Here is a 15,164-nt window from a genome sequence, read left to right as displayed (position 1 = left end):
ACTGAGTCATATCAACGGGAGGCGAAGGTGTTGCAGGTATTAGGGTCGCCGCTATCGAACCCTTGCTTGAACCAGGTATAACGCTGCTGCGAAGTGCCATGCGTAAAGCTGTCTGGCACCACTCTCCCCTGGCTTTGCTGCTGCAAACGGTCGTCACCGATCGCCTGCGCGGCATTCAGCGCGGCTTGCAGATCGCCAGCTTCCAGCATCTGCTGTTTCTCGGCGTAATGGCCCCAAACGCCAGCAAAGCAGTCGGCCTGAAGCTCCATTTTCACCGACAGGCGGTTAACCTCTGCCTGGCTAGCCCCTTGCTGCATCTGGCGAACCTTGCGCTCAATCCCCAATAGATTCTGCACGTGATGGCCCACTTCATGTGCAACCACATAGGCCTGGGCAAAATCACCGCCAGCACCCAGCTTGGTTTTCATATCCTGGTAGAACGAGAGATCGATATAGACCGTATCGTCCGCAGGGCAGTAAAACGGCCCCATTACCGATTGACCGGTGCCGCAGCCGGTAGGCGTCGCGCCCCGGTACATCACCAGTTTCGGATCCTGATAGTTTTTCCCCATCTGTTTGAAGATGCCCTGCCAGTTCTCTTCGGTAGACGCCAGCACCACCGAGGTAAACTTGGCCAGTTGATTGTCTTGTGGGCTGATGCTGGCGCTTTGCTGCTGAGACTGTGGGGAGACATCTCCGCCATTCAGCAGAGGAGTCAGGTCTACCCCGTAGTAACCGGCAACCAGCACCACGACCAGAATGATCAGGCCACCTTTGCCGCCGATAGGTATCCGGGGGCCGCCACCGCCGCCCAGACCGGAAGACTGCCCACGGCGATCCTCGACATTGTCACTTTCTCGACGCCCTTGCCAACGCATAAATAAACTCCAGAGATGATTTTTAATAATCGTAGGAAACTTGCCCTGGTTACTATTATAAGGCGTTCGCGGCGAAGGGAATGCAGTAATTTTCTGGAAAGTAGGGTTTGGGGAATTGGGCACCAGGATTTGATGCTTTCCCCCTCGCCCTCTCGCAAAGGACTAAGGGGACATAGTGTGAAGCCAGCGTGCCGCAGATTAACTCCAGGCCTGAATACAACTCTGGAGCAAACTCCCTCTCCCTTTGGGAGAGGGTTGGGGTGAGGGGCTATTAGTCCAGCTTCACGCCGATACGGCGAGCGACTTCTTCGTAAGCTTCAATCAGGCCACCCAGGCTCTGGCGGAAGCGGTCCTTGTCCATCTTGGCCAGGGTATTTTTGTCCCACAGGCGGCTACCGTCCGGGGAGAACTCATCGCCCAGCACCACTTCGCCGTTGAACAGGCCGAACTCCAGTTTGAAATCGACTAGGATCAGGCCCGCATCGTCAAACAGCTTGCTCAGCACGTCGTTAGCCATGTAGCTAAGCTCGCGCATGCGCGCCAGATGCTCTTTGCTCACCCAACCGAAGGTTTCGCAATAGGATTCGTTCACCATTGGGTCGTGCATCGCGTCGTTCTTCAGGAACAGATCAAACAGCGGCGGATTCAGCGGCAAACCTTCTTCGATCCCCAAGCGCTTGACCAAAGAGCCGGCGGCACGGTTACGGATCACGCACTCAACCGGTACCATCTCCAGCTTTTTCACCAGCACTTCGTTGTCTGACAGCAGGCGTTCCATCTGCGTTGGGATACCGGCCTCTTCCAGCTTGCTCATAATGAAATGGTTGAACTTGTTGTTCACCATCCCTTTACGATCGAACTGCTCAATGCGCTGACCATCCAGTGCTGACGTATCGTTACGGAATTCCAACACCAGCAGATCCGGATTTTCGGTGGTGTAGACGGTTTTTGCCTTGCCGCGATACAGTTCAGCTAGCTTTTGCATCTTAACTTACTCCAATGAGATAGTACCTTCCGGCTGCCAGACAGCCTACTGGGCACAAAATTGACCTGATAAGTTCTTTGGTTTGCTGATAACTATTGTGCCAAATCTGCGACGCAAACGATACCGTATCAACAAAACAAAAAGGGGCCGTAGCCCCTAGATGTATTTATTTAACGCTGGTTTTACTGAAAGTCGTCTGGAGCACCGCTACCAGCGCATCGTTCTGCGACTGGGTCAACGGCTTACCTTTGGAATCGATAAATTGCAAACTGGTACGGTTATTCAAATCACCGACCTGCAGTTTGTAATCACCCTCTTTCAGTTCAGGATCTTTCGCGCCCAACGCATCCCAATCACTGCTGCTCAGGGATTTGTAGGTTACGGCGACGGTACCCTGTGGACGGCTGCGGTCACCCACTTTCATCCCCAGTTTTTCCAGTGCCGGTGGCAAACGATCCCACACTACCGTGTACGGCGCACGCACGATCAGCGTTGGCAGGCCGGTGTCATCCGCACCGCTCTGCACGTCCAACACACCAACACGGTTGGCGGACTGGCTGCTCGACAGGTTGTCCTGCTTGTCCAGGCCCTCAACGATGGTGTTCATCATCATACCGTTGTAGCGCTGAACTTCAGAAGGATCGGTAACCTTGTCGGTTTGCCCCTGCTGACGCAGTTCGAGAGTTTTCACCACCAACGCTTGCTGGTAACCCTGTTTCTGTACCGTGATCTGGTAGCGGCCTTCGTACTGGTTGTCTTCATCCAGACGGTTCCACTTCACCCAGTCGGTGGTCAGCGTTTGGCTGGCATCCGTACGTGAGGCGATCGGAATGTTTTTGCTCTGCAACAGGCTGGCTACGCGAGACCACAGGTTATCGTTCTGCGGGCTGCTTTCCAGCAGCAGCGTGCCGCTGTCACCCGCATATTGGCCACGGGAACCGCTCAGCAGTGCCAGCTGCTGTACCGGTGGCCGGATATCCAGTTGCTTGCCAACAGCGCCTTTCTGCGCGTTTGCCGGAACTTCATAATTACCGGTTTGTACCGGCAGGATCAGGCCGGACGGCGCGCTCAACGGTTTGAGCGGTGCGGCGTCAAGATAGGCCTCATCGCCGCTAACCTGGCGTTTGTAGCGCTGATCGGTAGAACAAGCCGCCAGCGTCATCACCAGCGCTAATCCCACGACCGTTGCTAGCGTCGACTTTTGCAATGAATAAGCCATCAAATCTCCCTAAGAGTTACAGCAAACCGGCGCTTTTCAACGCACGCTCCACGACAGGACGGGCAGCGTCGGTCAACGGCGTCATAGGCAGACGCATCGTATCGGTTGCCATCAATCCCAATGCCTTACAGGCCCATTTCACCGGAATTGGGTTTGCTTCTACGAACAAATCCTGATGCAAAGGCATCAAGCGCTGATTCAAACGGCGGGCTTCGGCAAAATTGCCTTGCGCCGCCAGGCGGCAAAGTTCGACCATTTCACGTGCTGCCACGTTGGCGGTCACGGAAATCACCCCTTTGCCACCCAGTTGCATGAAGTCCAGACCGCTGGCGTCGTCGCCGCTCAGCAAAATGAAGTCTTCATCATCAACCAGCACTTGGATCTGACTAACACGACTTAAGTTCCCTGTTGCCTCTTTAACGGCAACAATATTCTTAATTTTGGCCAAACGAGCGATGGTTGGCGGCAGCATGTCACAACCGGTGCGTGAAGGCACGTTATAGAGGATCTGCGGCAGATCGGTGCTTTCGGCAATAGCTTTGAAATGCTGATACAGTCCTTCCTGGGTCGGTCTGTTGTAGTAAGGCGTGACCGACAGGCAGCCCACGACACCGGTGGTGCTGAAACGCTGCGTCAGTGAGATAGCCTCGCTGGTGGCGTTGGCACCGGTGCCGGCGATCACCGGAATACGGCCTGCGGCCAGTTCCAGCGTCTGCAAGACCACGTCCACATGTTCGTCATGGGGTAGCGTGGCGGACTCGCCGGTAGTTCCTACGGAAACGATCGCCGCAGTCCCACTGGCTACATGATAATCAATCAGTTTTTTTAGGCTCGCACGATCGACAGCACCTTTGGTGTCCATCGGCGTAACCAGTGCAACAATACTTCCCGTAAACATTGGCCGTCCCCTTCACAAACAAGTCACCCATGGTACTTTTGTCACCTATCCAAAAGCAAGCAAACAACGTGTCTAAGCGCTTGGCAGGCGGTTTTTTTTGTGTTTACCATGGTAACCCCATTCAGTACGACAGGAAGCTGCATTTTGCCTAAGCCTGATGAACACTATCTGGTGATCACCGCACTGGGCGCCGATCGCCCCGGTATCGTCAACGCCATCACCCGCCACGTCAGTAGCTGCGGGTGCAATATCGAAGATAGCCGTCTGGCCATGCTGGGTGAAGAGTTCACCTTCATCATGCTGCTTTCAGGTAGCTGGAACGCGATTACCCTGATCGAGTCCACTTTGCCGCAAAAAGGCGCCGAGCTGGATTTGCTGATCGTGATGAAACGCACAAACTCGCAAGAAAGACCGCCAATGCCAGCTACAGTGTGGGTACAGGTTGAGGTAAAAGACTCCCCGCATATCATCGAGCGGTTTACCGGCCTGTTTGATTCGAGCCAGATGAACATTGCCGAGCTGGTGTCACGGACTCAGCCAGCACAGGGGGATCAGCCCTCCCAACTCTATATTCAGATCACCGCTCACAGTTCCGGTGGCCAGGACGCAACAAATATTGAACAAGCCTTTTATCGCCTATGTACAGAATTGAATGCACAAGGCAGTATTAGCGTGGTGAACTATCCACAGCATGATGAGAGAGATGGAGAGTAGTTATGAGCCCATTGAAAGCCGGTGATACAGCGCCGAAATTTAGTTTACTCGACCAGGATGGCGAGGAAATTAATTTGGCCGACTTCCAGGGACAACGAGTACTGGTTTACTTTTATCCCAAAGCCATGACGCCAGGTTGCACCGTGCAAGCCTGCGGGTTACGGGATAACATGGATGAATTGAAAAAGGCGGGCGTCGAAGTGCTGGGTATCAGCACCGATAAACCCGAAAAGCTCTCGCGTTTTGTTGAGAAAGAACTGCTCAATTTCACGCTGCTATCCGACGAAGATCATCAGGTAGCTCAGCAGTTTGGCGTTTGGGGCGAGAAAACCTTCATGGGTAAAACCTATGACGGTATTCACCGTATCAGTTTCCTGATCGGCACCGACGGCAAGGTTGAGAAAGTGTTCGATGATTTCAAGACCACCAATCATCACGAAATCGTTCTGAACTACCTGCAGCAGTAAAGGGTAAAGCGCAGCAGCATCGGTTGCTGCGCTTTATTTTTCTCACTTCACTTCATCACCCACATCCACCAGCATGTCATCCGGCCAGGCGTGGATCACGGCTTTCACCAGCGTCGCCAATGGGATGGCGAAGAATACGCCCCAGAACCCCCACAGACCGCCGAAGATAATCACCGAGAGAATGATCACCAGCGGATGCAGGTTGACCGCCTCGGAGAACAGGATCGGCACCAGCAGATTGCCATCCAACCCTTGCACCACCAGATAAGCGATAATCAGCGTCCAGAAATCGGCACCAATGCCCCACTGGAACATCGCCACCACCACCACCGGGATCGTCACCAGCACCGCGCCGATGTATGGGATCAGCACCGAGAGGCCGACCAACACCGCCAAGAGCAGGGAATAACGCATATCCAGGATGAAGAACACCAGATAGGTCGCCACCCCAACGATCACCATCTCCAGCACCTTGCCGCGAATATAGTTGGTGATCTGTTGGTTCATCTCGACCCATACCTGCCCTGCCAACCCACGGTTGCGCGGCAGCACGCGGCGCACCGCATTGATCATCTGCTCTTTGTCCTTCAGCAGGAAGAACGCCATCAAAGGGACCAGGATCAGGTAAATGGCCAACGTCAGCAGCCCAACCAGTGAGGCCAGTGAGAATTTCACCACCGATTCTCCCATCCCCGACAGGCGCTCACGCAGGTTCTGCGCCATCATATCAATGATGCCCGCATCCACCAGCGCCGGGTAGCGTGTCGGCAAGGTCGCCGCATAGTTGTAGAACTGATTGAGCATGCCTGGTAAATCGGTCATCAGGTTGATGCCCTGCTGCCAGGCGGTTGGCGCGACCACGAAGACCAACAGCATGGCAATACCGCCAAACACGATCAGCATGATGCTTGCCGCCCAGGTGCGCGAACACCCCAGGCGCTGAAGACGTGCGGTAGGCCACTCCAACAGGTAAGCAAGAACCAACGCTACCAGCAAAGGGGTCAAGATACCGTGGAAAAAATAAAGGATGCAGAACCCGGCAACCAGGATCACCAGCAGCGCGATGGCCTGGGGATCGGTGAAACGACGTCGGTACCACTGTAATAACAACTCCAACATCAGAGATTGCTCCTTATTCCATCAATGGGGGTGAGGCTCGCCAGTCCCTATGCGGCCGAGCAGATATGACATGATTTTTTAAATAATTTTAGCCCGGTTATCACCGTGCAGGCGTTTCAATGTGGGTTGTGGCTGGCTATGATGTGATAACGTTTGCCGCTCAGGCGCACGATCCCCTGAAAATGCATTTTTGTGAGCCAACGCACTTTCGCGCTGATTGTACTGGAGAGTCAGGCACGGAAGAAGAACTCTTATCTGATACTGACGTCTTACTTGATGACTTTATTGAGGGAATGACCTGACTATGACCATCCGGTTGACTAAAACAGCGCTAACCGTCCTGCTGCTTGGCTCGCTTTGCACCTCTGCGTTGGCGCCGGTTAACGCCCAAACGCAAGACCAACTGCCGGATATGGGGACTTCCGCGGGGGGGACGTTGAGCATCGGCCAGGAACTGACCATGGGCGATTTTTACGTGCGGCAACTACGCGCAAGCGCCCCGTTGATCAACGATCCGCTATTGACCCAATATATCAACCAGTTGGGTAACCGGCTGGTCGCCAGCGCCTATTCGGTGCGCACCCCGTTCCACTTCTTTCTAGTCCGTAACGACGAGATCAACGCCTTTGCCTTCTTCGGCGGCAACGTAGTGCTGCACTCGGCCCTGTTCCGTGAAACCGACAACGAGAGCCAACTGGCCTCGGTCCTGGCACACGAAATCTCACACGTGACCCAGCGCCATCTGGCCCGCGCAATGGAAGACCAGCAACGCAACGCGCCACTGACCTGGGTGGGCGCACTGGGCTCTATCCTGCTGGCGATGGCCAACCCAACCATGGGCATGGCGGCGCTGAGCGGTACGCTGGCGGGAACGCAGCAGGGGATGATCAGCTTCACCCAGGCAAACGAACAAGAGGCCGACCGTATCGGTATTCAGGTATTGCAGCGCGCCGGGTTCGATCCCGAAGCGATGCCAGACTTCTTGCAAAGGCTGGCCGATCAGTCCCGCTACGCCTCAAAACCACCGGAAATGCTGCTGACGCACCCGTTGCCAGACAGCCGGCTTTCGGACGCCCGCAACCGCGCCAACCAAATGCCACGCCGTCTGGTGCAATCCAGTCAGGACTATCTGCTAGCGCGGGTCCGTACGCTGGGTATGTACAGCTCGGAAGGCTATGGTCTGAGCGAAGACCTGCTGGACACTTACAGCAAAGGCAACATTCGCGAGCAAATAGCCGCCAAATATGGCCGGGCGATCCTGTTCTATGAAGCCAAGAAATACGACGAAGCGCGCAATCTTATTCAGCCGCTGCTGGCAAAGGATCCGAAAAACGTCTGGCTGCTGGATCTGCTGACCGACATCGATCTGGGTCAGAATAAGGCCGCTCAGGCCATTGCTCGCCTTGAGGCGGTCAATGCGGCGCAAAGCAATAACCCGGTGTTGCTGCTCAACCTGGCGAACGCCTACGTTGAGGGCAATCAACCCGCACAAGCGTCAAAAATCCTCAACCGTTATACCTTTGCCCATCCGAACGATCCGAATGGCTGGGATCTGTTGGCTCAGGCCAGTGCCGCCCAAGGTCTACGCGATGAGGAACTCTCCGCCCGGGCAGAAAGCCTGGCGCTGGCTGGCCGTCTGGATCAGGCGATCGGTTTACTCAGCAACGCCAGTTCATTACAAAAACTGGGCAGCCTGAAACAGGCTCGCTATGACGCGCGGATTGACCAACTGCGTCAGTTGCAAAGAACCTTCAGCAAGTTCCAACGCACTTGATTTGAACAAGGAAAGAGAATAAATGAACAACGTCACTATTTATCACAACCCACGCTGCTCAAAGAGCCGTGAGACGCTGGCACTGCTGGAACAGCATGGCGTCGAACCGCAGGTGGTGCCGTATCTGGATACGCCGCCTTCCGTCGCCGAGCTGAAAAAGCTGTTGCAAGAACTCGGTTTCACTTCGGCCCGCGAATTGATGCGCAAGAAAGAAGATCTCTACAAAGAGCTGAAACTGGCGGATGAAACCCTGAGCGAAGAGCAACTGTTGCAAGCAATGGTGAGCAATCCGAAACTGATCGAACGCCCAATCGTGGTCAAAGGCGGCAAAGCCCGAATTGGCAGGCCACCGGAGCAAGTGCTGGAGATCCTGTGATCCCATGACGGCAAGCCGGGCGTTGATCCGCCCGGCGGTTGAATTTACAACGGTGTATGTGCTGTTTCCCGCGCGGCAAGCAACGCCCACAAGGTAATCAACAGAGCCAGTGCGACATAGGCCGAAATCGCCAGCGTGCTGTCAAAAGAAGTGAATAACGAAGCAATGATCAACGGCGCAAAGCCACCTCCTACGATCCCCGCCAGAGTATAAGCCAGCGAAGAACCAGCATAACGCACCCTGGTCGGGAACTGTTCGGTGATAAAGGCCGCCTGCGGGCCGAACATCGCCGCATGGATCAGCAGACCAACCACCACCGCGGTACAAATCAACACTGGCTGACTGCTATCGAGCAACACAAAGAAGGCAAATGCCCAGACGATCCCCGCCAGTGCCCCGCCGATATACACGGGCCGGCGGCCAAAGCGATCGGATAAGGCGCCAAACATCGGCACGGTGATCGCATTGCCGATCGCCCCCAACATGGTGGCCGTGGCAAGTTCAGCACCGTGGTCACGTAAGTCAGGGTAAACACCACGACCAACGCGTACAATACGTCGGAGCCAATGCGCGAACCACCGGCGATCAGCAGCGAACGTGGGTGTTGGGTGAAAACCTCGCGGATCGGCGAATGGGTCACATCCTTCGACGCTTCCAATTTCAGGAATGCCGGTGTTTCCCCCACTCCACGGCGCAGCCACAGGCCAAAGATCACCAACACCAGGCTCAACAGGAACGGAATGCGCCATCCCCACTGTTGGAAATCGTCTGCCGACATCGCCATGGTCACCAACGTGATCAGCCCGGTGCCAATCAGCGAACCGCAAGAGGGACCGACCTGTGCAAATGAGGCATTACGCCCACGCTGATGCGGCTTACCGTGCTCCATCGAAAGCAGTACGGCTCCGGCCCATTCTCCACCTAACGCAATGCCCTGGATAAAGCGTAGTGCAACCAGCAGCAGCGGGCTCCAAATCCCCCAACTTGCATAGCCGGGCAGTAAACCCATCAGCGTGGTGGTCACGCCCATGATCACCAGCGTAGCAACCAGCACAAAACGCCGTCCCAACACGTCGCCAAGATGCCCAAAGACGATACCGCCAATGGGCCGTGAAACATAACCGACCGCATAAGTAGAAAACGCCAGAATGGTGCCGACCAGCGGATCGAATGACGGGAAAAAAACATGGTTGAAAATCAACGCCGCCATGATGTTGTAAACGGTGAAGTCATACCATTCCAGCGCGGTGCCTATCGAACTGGCTGCCGCCAGCCTGCCGGTTTTAGGAGGATCGACGGCGTGATCTTTCACCGATGAGTTCACAATCGGCGTTTCAGTAGTGGAAGTCGTCATGATGCCAGCTCCTGTGAGGTCAGTTGCCAGCCAAGCGCATAATGCACCGCCTCGCCAGCAGGGGTTTTCAACGTGCGGTAAGCCAACTCACTCAAACGCTGCCCCGCATCTGCGCTACTGCTTTCGATCATTACCATCGGTAACAGCTGGCGGTTTTCCCGCGACTCTTTCGGCAACGGGGAACTGAGCTCGGCATCCGGAAACAGCAGGCTGCAACGCACAAACCCCGGCAGCTCCGCTAGCACGGCTCCCAGGCGCTTAATCTCGTCTTTCAGCACGTCCAGCTCACTCTGTGCCAGCATGATGATGCTCAGATGGCTACCACAGCCCTGGCCGGTGACGGCTTCAACCGTGCAGACCCGGCGCATGGGATCGCGCATCTTGCCCAGGCAGGCGACCGACCACGGCGTCTGTTGGGTAAAGGCGTTGCGGTAGGCCTGGGAGGTAAAACTGGCCAGAGAGGCGGTTTTATACAGCCCAAGGTATTTACGCCCCCCCTGTAGCGCCTGATAGCGCGTACCAGATAGAAAACCGGGAACACGTACCCGCTCTTCTACGTGTTCACGGTCGTACCACTGATTGAAATCCGCCTCATCCTGCGCGGCGACATCCGTTGCAACAAACAGCATTCCGTTCGGGGAACCGGTCATGGGTATTCTCCTGGTAGAGTCAGTAAGGCAAGGCGGCACCCTGCCGAAACATCACGCGTCGGCAAGGCAGCGTTCGATCGCCAGCGCCCAGCCCAGCAGCGCCTGGTCATGCATGGGTAATCCGGCCACCATCAGGCCGACGGGTGCTTTACCCGATTGTTGGCAGGGTAGCGATAACGCACAGCCATCGAGGAAGTTGATTATGGAAGGATTACGCAGCGCGGCACCGTTGGCACGGAAGTAGGCTTCGTCATCCTCTGCCAGTTCGGCAATGGTTGGTGCTATCAGCGGCGCAGTTGGCATCAACAAGGCGTCAAAGCCCTGCACCCTGGCCGTCACCCGCTGTTGCCAACTGGCACGCCGCTGCCGTAGCTGCTGAAGATCGCTCTCGCCCAACGGCTGGCCACGACGAATGCGTGACAGCACTCTGGGGTCATAACCCTCGGCATATTCGGCAATCAACGGCTGGTGCCAATGCCAAGACTCAAGTGCGGTAAAACCACCGGCAGCGTTGATCTCCGCCAACTCGGCGAATTCGCTGCAAGGGATAGCTTCAATCCTCGCACCGGCCTGAACCAAACGTTTCAAGGCACGCTGAAACGCCGTGGCAACCTCTTCGTCCAACCCATCCAGCACTAGCGTTTGCGGGACAGCAAAACGTGCCTGCGCCAAGGATTGTGAGTCAGGCCGTAGCGCTTGTTCGGCGATCGCCGCATCCAGTGCGATACAGCTGGCAACGTCATGAGCAATCACCCCGATAGAGTCCAGCGAAGGCGACAACGGCAGCAGTCCACCGCTGGCAATTCGACGGGCGGTAGGCTTATAGCCGGTCAAACCACAGAAAGCGGCCGGAATACGCACCGATCCCCCAGTGTCACTGCCAACGGCACCGCAGCACATACCGTCGGCTACCGCGACCGCGGCGCCGGAAGACGAGCCGCCAGGGATACGCCGAGCGGCGCGATCCCAGGGATTAGCAGGGGTACCAAAATGCGGATTGAGACCCAGCCCGGAGTAGGCGAACTCGGTCATGTTGGTTTTACCGATCACCACCGCGCCCGCCTGCAACAGACGCTCCACTATCGCAGCATGCTTCTTGGCCAGCGCAGCCCCCGCCAGCACCCGAGAACCGGCGGTAGTCACCTGTCCACTCACGTCAAACAGATCTTTGATCGAAACCGGCACGCCATCCAAAGGGGACAGCGGTTTGCCTGCCTTACGACGTTGGTCAGCCGCCAGCGCCTGCTGTTGTGCCCAATCGGCATACACCTGAGTAAAAGTACGTTCCCCTTCCCCCTGCGGATCGGCGATCTGCGCCAAGGCATTGGCGATCAACTGCCTGGAGGTAAACTCTCCACTGGCCAATCCGGCTGCGGCCTGCGCAAGCGTTAACTTATCCATCACGCCACCACCGGCAGTTCGATACTGCGATAGCCATGGGCGATGGTGCGCCCCAACACCTCATCCACCAGTTCCATACGGAACTCGGATGATGGCCGGATCCCCCCGATCGCCGCCACCGTGCCGCAGGTCATTGCCAGGCCGTCACTCGGTAGCCGGGGAAGCGCCATGCCACTTTCTGGCAGTTGCTGCCCACTCAGATAGCGTTCGAGCAAATCACCGGGGGTGCGCAGGCTGGCGAGAGTCCCCTGCTGATAAAGCTGAAACGCGCCGTTTTCCTTAATCCATGCACGCAAGATCAAGGAGTCCCAGTGATCGCTCACTTCGCATAACGGCCAGGCAGCTCGCGCTACCGGTTTAACGCAGATCTGCTTGGACAGTGCTACGCTGTGTACTTCCAACTGACGATCGGTATGATCGGACGCTAATGAGACATACAGCTCGCCACCATGGCTGAAGATCAGCGGTTCCGCTTCGCCGGAGGTCGCCTCGCCGATCACTTCGATGCATTCGCCTTGGCTGAGTTGATTAACTGCCACACGATAAAACAGCGGGACGCTGCTGGGTTGAGGGACACCCAGCTCGGCCAGTTCCTGGATATGATGTTGAATTGCCTTATAATCACGACCGGTCCAGCCAGCGATGACCAGATGATCGATTTCAGCATCCAGCGTCTTGGCACTACAGGTTTCTGGTAAAGTAAAGGTCAGCCTCATGGCAATTGTGTCCCTTTGGTTAAAATGGTGTGAAATTTCACTATATCTTCAGTTAACAACTAAGCGACTGCCATGTGACGTTTTTGTGTACCATGTCTAAAAATTTCTTCTTGCAGGAGTAGTATGTGAAGACCATTGACGCAGAAGATCGAGGGTTCCCGGTAGCAGAGGAAGCCGGTTTGTCGCTCAATGAAGTGGCCTACCGCCGCTTCAAGCAGGCATTGGTGACGTTAAGTTACAAACCGGGTGAATACCTCAATACCGCGCAGGTAATGGGTGAGCTGGATATGGGCAGAACGCCGATCAATCAGGCGATCCACCGTCTGGCGAATGAGGGCTTGCTGCAGGTGATCCCGCGCAAAGGGGTGATGGTCTCGCCGCTGTCGATAGACGATGCGTTAGAGCTGATTGATGTCCGGCTGGCCAATGAAATGCTGTGTATGCGCCTGGCCAGTGCCAAGATCACCCAGCCACAGGTTGCCGTGCTGAACGCACTGAACCAGCAGATCGAAGCCGCCAGCCTGGATCGTGACCGGATACGGATGATGACGTTGGATCATCAATTCCATCAGGAGCTGGCGCAGATTGCCGGAAATAACATGTTGACGGATATTCTGAGCGTACTGCACGCCAGAGCCCAACGTTTCTGGGCCAGCACGCTGTCGCGGGAAGGGCATATGCAGGAAGTTATCGATGAGCACCGGGCGATTATCAGCGCGTTGGCCGCACAGGACAGCGACGCCGCCGCCAGTGCTGCACAGGCACATATCCTGTCATTCCGCAGTGCACTGTTGCACGAAGGGTGAATAGTCTAAAGAGTGAGAATGGGGAATAGTGGCTAGCTACAGCCCCAGGATTTCCTTCACAAACGGAATGGTCAGCTTGCGTTGTGCCGTGATCGACGCGCGATCCAACTGATCTAGCGTCATAAACAGCGTGCGCATTTCACGATCCAGACGCTTGAGCAGGAAACGGCCCACGTCTTCCGGCAGTTCGAAACCACGCAGTTTGCCGCGCAACTGCAACGCCTGTAGTTTCTCTTCGTCCGACAGTGGCTGCAGCTTGTAGATCTGCCCCCAATCCAGGCGCGAGGCCAGATCCGGCAAATGCAGATTTAGCTGGCGCGGTGGGCGATCGCCAGTGATAAACAGGCGGGTACGGCCGGTTTCCAGAATGCGGTTATAGAGATTGAAAATCGCCATTTCCCATTCTTCATCACCGGCAATACACTCGATGTTATCAATGCAAACCAACGCCAGCTGTTCCATACCATCCAGCACTTCGGGCACAAAATAGGCCCGCTTATCCAAAGGCACATAGCCCACCGCTTCGCCACGCTGCGAGAGTTCGGCACAGGCCGCATGCAGCAAATGGCTGCGTCCCCCGCCTTCGCGTGACCAGAAATAGATGTAGCTACCATGCTCCTGACGGACTGCGGATTGGATCGCGGCTAATAAGGATGGGTTCTCACCCGGATAAAAACTGGCAAAAGTTTCATCATCGGGTAGATAAAGTGGCAGTGAAAGCTGTGCCGGCGTATTCAGAAAAGCACCTCAACCAAAACTGGCAGGAAAACGCGATGAGTCTACCACAGAAAGCAACCGCTGTTGAACCCGCCATGAGAACAACGCGATTTAGTTGCCAAATTTGTCTTATACGACAAAGCTGTTCTAAGATAAGTCGTACAAATTGACGATGACCGAAAGGAGATAGACCGTGAAATCGTGGAATAAAGTGCTATTGGCCTCAATGGTAGGTTTACTGCTGGTGGGCTGCGATGATGCCAAGGTCGATTCCCACCTGGATAAGGCCAAAGACAGTGCCGAACAAATGAAAGATGCGGCAGAAAAGAAAGCGGACCAACTGACCGACGATGCCAAGGCCAAAGCGGATGAGATCAAGCAGGCCGCAGCGGCCCAGACGGAACAGCTGAAGGATCAGGCTTCCGCCATTAAAGAGGATGCCGCCAAGCAGGCGGATGCCCTCACTGATGAGGCCAAGGCCAAAGCCGCAACGATCAAACAGGATGCAGACCAACAAAGCCAGCAGCTGATCGATCAGGCCAAAAATATCAAGGCCGATGCGATTAACGGAGCTAACGATCTGGCACAACAGGCCAAGGCAAAAACCGAACAGCTCAAAAACAGCATGGACAATAAGGCTCAACAAGCCGACGGTAAAACCGAACAGCCGGCCCAGCCTGCCAATCAATAAAACAGATTTGCTCTGTATGGGCGCGGCATGTGCTGCGCCCGCTTGACTACCCGCCCGTCATTTCTTTCCTGCCTTCCCGCCCCTCTATTTACCAAAACCGGTGTTAAAGTGTCTGATATGCCTTCCATCAAATAGACTTGGCCAAACCCACTTTTGGCGTATGGCCCAAGCGTTATCATTAATGTGAAGATTAACACCTCATTAAGATTTTTCTGGTTAATGAGGTGCAATCAGCCGCTGTTAAATGCCCCAATAAAAAACCGCCTAAAAACCAAAAAAGCAACATTATAAATGCAATTAGTTTACACCAACACCTTATAGGTTAGTTAGTCCATCTCATTGAGATAGAATGATAAACTTTGAGTTTTATACCGCTGGATACTCCGTAATATGAGCCTG

General features: G+C 55.3%; 15 protein-coding genes and 1 pseudogene. 6 read left to right on the top strand and 10 right to left on the bottom strand.

The genetic code is table 11. The annotated features are described in order from the left end of the window. Positions 1-11 precede the first annotated feature (11 nt). The 4 genes from ypfJ to dapA all read right to left on the bottom strand — a co-directional run bounded on the left by ypfJ (position 12) and on the right by dapA (position 3,980). Complete coding sequence (gene ypfJ / locus ACX9GU_RS07465) at positions 12-878, bottom strand: KPN_02809 family neutral zinc metallopeptidase (protein ID WP_473194344.1); 867 nt, start codon at positions 876-878, stop codon at positions 12-14. A gap of 271 nt (positions 879-1,149) precedes the next feature. After that, positions 1,150-1,863 (bottom strand): phosphoribosylaminoimidazolesuccinocarboxamide synthase, encoded by a 714-nt coding sequence (gene purC / locus ACX9GU_RS07460; protein ID WP_021178747.1) that lies wholly within the window; start codon positions 1,861-1,863, stop codon positions 1,150-1,152. A 166-nt stretch (positions 1,864-2,029) separates the two neighbouring features. After that, positions 2,030-3,082: an outer membrane protein assembly factor BamC gene (gene bamC, locus ACX9GU_RS07455; RefSeq protein ID WP_473194343.1), complete on the bottom strand. Its 1,053-nt coding sequence runs from the start codon at positions 3,080-3,082 to the stop codon at positions 2,030-2,032. 16 nt (positions 3,083-3,098) lie between these two features. Beyond that, a complete protein-coding gene (gene dapA, locus ACX9GU_RS07450) occupies positions 3,099-3,980 on the bottom strand; it encodes a 4-hydroxy-tetrahydrodipicolinate synthase (RefSeq protein WP_473194342.1) in 882 nt (293 codons plus the stop codon). 108 nt (positions 3,981-4,088) lie between these two features. On the opposite strand from dapA, the gene ACX9GU_RS07445 reads away from it, so the two are divergent. Both ACX9GU_RS07445 and bcp read left to right on the top strand, forming a co-directional pair. Then, positions 4,089-4,694 (top strand): glycine cleavage system transcriptional repressor, encoded by a 606-nt coding sequence (locus ACX9GU_RS07445; protein ID WP_473195129.1) that lies wholly within the window; start codon positions 4,089-4,091, stop codon positions 4,692-4,694. 2 nt (positions 4,695-4,696) lie between these two features. Beyond that, entirely contained in the window at positions 4,697-5,161 is a 465-nt protein-coding gene (gene bcp, locus ACX9GU_RS07440; RefSeq protein WP_021178751.1) for a thioredoxin-dependent thiol peroxidase, read from the top strand. 42 nt (positions 5,162-5,203) lie between these two features. Here bcp and ACX9GU_RS07435 read toward each other — a convergent pair whose 3' ends face one another. Further along, positions 5,204-6,280 (bottom strand): AI-2E family transporter, encoded by a 1,077-nt coding sequence (locus ACX9GU_RS07435; RefSeq protein WP_021807113.1) that lies wholly within the window; start codon positions 6,278-6,280, stop codon positions 5,204-5,206. 304 nt (positions 6,281-6,584) lie between these two features. Here ACX9GU_RS07435 and bepA point away from each other — a divergent pair, with 304 nt between their 5' ends. Both bepA and arsC read left to right on the top strand, forming a co-directional pair. After that, a complete protein-coding gene (gene bepA, locus ACX9GU_RS07430; protein WP_473194341.1) occupies positions 6,585-8,054 on the top strand; it encodes a beta-barrel assembly-enhancing protease in 1,470 nt (489 codons plus the stop codon). A 22-nt stretch (positions 8,055-8,076) separates the two neighbouring features. Beyond that, on the top strand, positions 8,077-8,430 hold the full coding sequence (gene arsC, locus ACX9GU_RS07425) for an arsenate reductase (glutaredoxin) (RefSeq protein WP_473194340.1): 354 nt from the start codon (positions 8,077-8,079) through the stop codon (positions 8,428-8,430). A gap of 44 nt (positions 8,431-8,474) precedes the next feature. Here arsC and ACX9GU_RS07420 read toward each other — a convergent pair. The 4 genes and pseudogenes from ACX9GU_RS07420 to ACX9GU_RS07405 form a co-directional block, all read right to left on the bottom strand. Beyond that, positions 8,475-9,784 (bottom strand): annotated as a pseudogene (locus tag ACX9GU_RS07420) (MFS transporter). Further along, entirely contained in the window at positions 9,781-10,434 is a 654-nt protein-coding gene (locus ACX9GU_RS07415; RefSeq protein ID WP_473194339.1) for a hypothetical protein, read from the bottom strand. Before ACX9GU_RS07415 ends, ACX9GU_RS07420 begins: the two are co-directional and overlap by 4 nt. 51 nt (positions 10,435-10,485) lie before the next feature. After that, positions 10,486-11,835, bottom strand: coding sequence for an amidase (locus ACX9GU_RS07410; RefSeq protein WP_473194338.1), 1,350 nt, complete (start codon positions 11,833-11,835; stop codon positions 10,486-10,488). Next, complete coding sequence (locus tag ACX9GU_RS07405) at positions 11,835-12,551, bottom strand: DUF2848 domain-containing protein (RefSeq protein ID WP_473194337.1); 717 nt, start codon at positions 12,549-12,551, stop codon at positions 11,835-11,837. The genes ACX9GU_RS07410 and ACX9GU_RS07405 overlap by 1 nt, the downstream gene beginning before the upstream one ends. A 125-nt stretch (positions 12,552-12,676) precedes the next feature. Here ACX9GU_RS07405 and ACX9GU_RS07400 point away from each other — a divergent pair, with 125 nt between their 5' ends. Then, positions 12,677-13,357: a GntR family transcriptional regulator gene (locus ACX9GU_RS07400; protein ID WP_473194336.1), complete on the top strand. Its 681-nt coding sequence runs from the start codon at positions 12,677-12,679 to the stop codon at positions 13,355-13,357. A gap of 36 nt (positions 13,358-13,393) precedes the next feature. Here ACX9GU_RS07400 and hda read toward each other — a convergent pair whose 3' ends face one another. Continuing rightward, positions 13,394-14,095, bottom strand: coding sequence for a DnaA inactivator Hda (gene hda, locus ACX9GU_RS07395; protein ID WP_025120768.1), 702 nt, complete (start codon positions 14,093-14,095; stop codon positions 13,394-13,396). Positions 14,096-14,267: 172 nt separating this feature from the next. Here hda and ACX9GU_RS07390 point away from each other — a divergent pair, with 172 nt between their 5' ends. After that, positions 14,268-14,765 (top strand): E3 ubiquitin--protein ligase, encoded by a 498-nt coding sequence (locus tag ACX9GU_RS07390; protein WP_473194335.1) that lies wholly within the window; start codon positions 14,268-14,270, stop codon positions 14,763-14,765. The last annotated feature ends 399 nt before the right edge of the window (positions 14,766-15,164 follow it).

The organism is Serratia sp. K1WW1, assembly GCF_055790865.1.
The sequence above is the reverse complement of the archived record's forward strand: the minus strand, read 5'-3'. Positions and strand labels throughout refer to the sequence as shown.

What these genes read in the sequence shown, in the direction of transcription:
- dapA (WP_473194342.1), bottom strand. Translation starts at nt 3,980, where the DNA reads ATGTTTACGGGAAGTATTGTTGCACTGGTTACGCCGATGGACACCAAA.
- purC (WP_021178747.1), bottom strand. Translation starts at nt 1,863, where the DNA reads ATGCAAAAGCTAGCTGAACTGTATCGCGGCAAGGCAAAAACCGTCTAC.
- bamC (WP_473194343.1), bottom strand. Translation starts at nt 3,082, where the DNA reads ATGGCTTATTCATTGCAAAAGTCGACGCTAGCAACGGTCGTGGGATTA.
- bcp (WP_021178751.1), top strand. Translation starts at nt 4,697, where the DNA reads ATGAGCCCATTGAAAGCCGGTGATACAGCGCCGAAATTTAGTTTACTC.
- ACX9GU_RS07445 (WP_473195129.1), top strand. Translation starts at nt 4,089, where the DNA reads ATGGTAACCCCATTCAGTACGACAGGAAGCTGCATTTTGCCTAAGCCT.
- ACX9GU_RS07410 (WP_473194338.1), bottom strand. Translation starts at nt 11,835, where the DNA reads ATGGATAAGTTAACGCTTGCGCAGGCCGCAGCCGGATTGGCCAGTGGA.
- bepA (WP_473194341.1), top strand. Translation starts at nt 6,585, where the DNA reads ATGACCATCCGGTTGACTAAAACAGCGCTAACCGTCCTGCTGCTTGGC.
- ACX9GU_RS07435 (WP_021807113.1), bottom strand. Translation starts at nt 6,280, where the DNA reads ATGTTGGAGTTGTTATTACAGTGGTACCGACGTCGTTTCACCGATCCC.
- ACX9GU_RS07415 (WP_473194339.1), bottom strand. Translation starts at nt 10,434, where the DNA reads ATGACCGGTTCCCCGAACGGAATGCTGTTTGTTGCAACGGATGTCGCC.
- ACX9GU_RS07405 (WP_473194337.1), bottom strand. Translation starts at nt 12,551, where the DNA reads ATGAGGCTGACCTTTACTTTACCAGAAACCTGTAGTGCCAAGACGCTG.
- ypfJ (WP_473194344.1), bottom strand. Translation starts at nt 878, where the DNA reads ATGCGTTGGCAAGGGCGTCGAGAAAGTGACAATGTCGAGGATCGCCGT.
- arsC (WP_473194340.1), top strand. Translation starts at nt 8,077, where the DNA reads ATGAACAACGTCACTATTTATCACAACCCACGCTGCTCAAAGAGCCGT.